The 1,635-nt window shown below is 50.7% G+C and carries 1 protein-coding gene; it reads right to left on the reverse strand.

What is annotated here, in order from left to right; all coding sequences use genetic code 11:
- Positions 1-1,635: condensation domain-containing protein (locus tag ACRD7P_RS20855; RefSeq protein ID WP_430909733.1), on the reverse strand; the 1,635-nt coding region annotated here is incomplete at both ends.

Here is a 1,635-nt window from a genome sequence, read left to right on the forward strand (position 1 = left end):
TCGATGCTCTTGGATATACTCCTGTACCTGCCCATAGACGGTATCCTCTTCTACTTCGATAGAACCTCCTTGAACCAGCCGTTCATAATATTCATGTACCTGACCTATCAGGATAGGCAAGCTCCACCCATCGGAGATACTGTGGTGCTCGCTCTTTAGAATCGTGTATTTGTCTTCCCTTTGCTTGATGATGTGCAGCCTGAGCAAGGTCGGCCCTTCCATGTTGAAACCTACCTTTCGATCCGCTTCCTGTATCGAGGCGATACGGGCATCGATTTCTTTTTGGTCGGCAGATCCCGAAAGGTCGTGATAGGTGTGGGAGAGTACCCCTTTGGTATAGATGACCTGTAACAGCACTTGTTCCCAATTAAAGCCAGTCCTCAGTATAGGGTACTTCGCGATACAATGTTCCCATGCCCGTAAGTAATGGGATACATTGAGCTGCATATCATAATCCAACAACAATTGCTCACGATAGGCATCGTCCTCAGGTTGCTCTATGGCGTGGAACAAAAAGCCTTGTTGCAGGCTATTGGCGGGATAAATGGCCGCTATGCCATTATCGTTTGCCAAGGCTTCGCTTTGCAAGCGGTCGAGCAGGGGCATGCCGATGGCCGCATAGGAAAAATCGCTCGGCGTATACCAACTTCCCGTTTCCGATAGACGACGCTCGCAATGTTCTATGATCTCCACAAGGGTGTCCTTGAAAACAGAAGCCAAAGCTTTCGTATCATCAGCGCTCAGGTACGTGACCAACGAAAATTGCAGTACCCCATCGGCGACACCGCCATTGATATCGATGATGTTGTGGTCCCTGTTTTTAGGGGATACCTCCTCCCCACTGGGCTCGGAGACCAGTTGCCAATCCGTAACGGACTCCTCACCATCGAACTGCCCCAGATAATTGAAGCTGACATTGGGCAGGTCCGAAAAACCATAGTCGGTTGTGTCCGACACAGCGAAACTACCGAAACCGATACCCTTGTTGGGGATACTACGCAATTCTTCCTTGACCGAACGGATATCAAGGGACAGATCGCCACTAAGTGACAAACGTACCGGGAACACACTGGTATACCAACCCAAGGTATTGCTATGGTCGATCTGATCGAACAACAGTTCCCGGCCATGGCCCTCGAGCGTTAGGCCCGCAACTTCACTATCCGTTAGATTTGACAAGGCCCTGCCCAGGGCCGTTAACAACAGATCGTTTATTTCCGTACGGTATGCCTTGGGACAATGTTGCAACAGCGAAACGGTCTGGGCCTTGGTCAGTTTTAGGGTCTTCGTTTTCTCTTTAGACACCCGTAACACATCATAGTCGGGAAGGTCGGATAGCTGGGCCGACCAATAATTCGACTCTTTAGCATATAAGGAACCGTACTCGCCGATCTTGGACACCCATTGTCGGTAACTGCTCCCTTTGGGGGGCAATACGCCACCGCTGTACAAACGCTCCAGATCCGCCGTTAAAATACGCCAGCTCACCGCATCGACGATCAAATGGTGCAGGGCCATATAGATACGGGCACTACCATCCGCATAACCGTGCAAATAACCGAACTGGAACAAAGGCCCTTCGGTCATGGAGAAACCTGCCTGCCAATCGGTCAGTACTTCCGATAGCCCGGCTTC

It is taken from the genome of Maribacter sp. 2-571 (genome assembly GCF_050589625.1).
Lineage (GTDB): Bacteria > Bacteroidota > Bacteroidia > Flavobacteriales > Flavobacteriaceae > Pelagihabitans.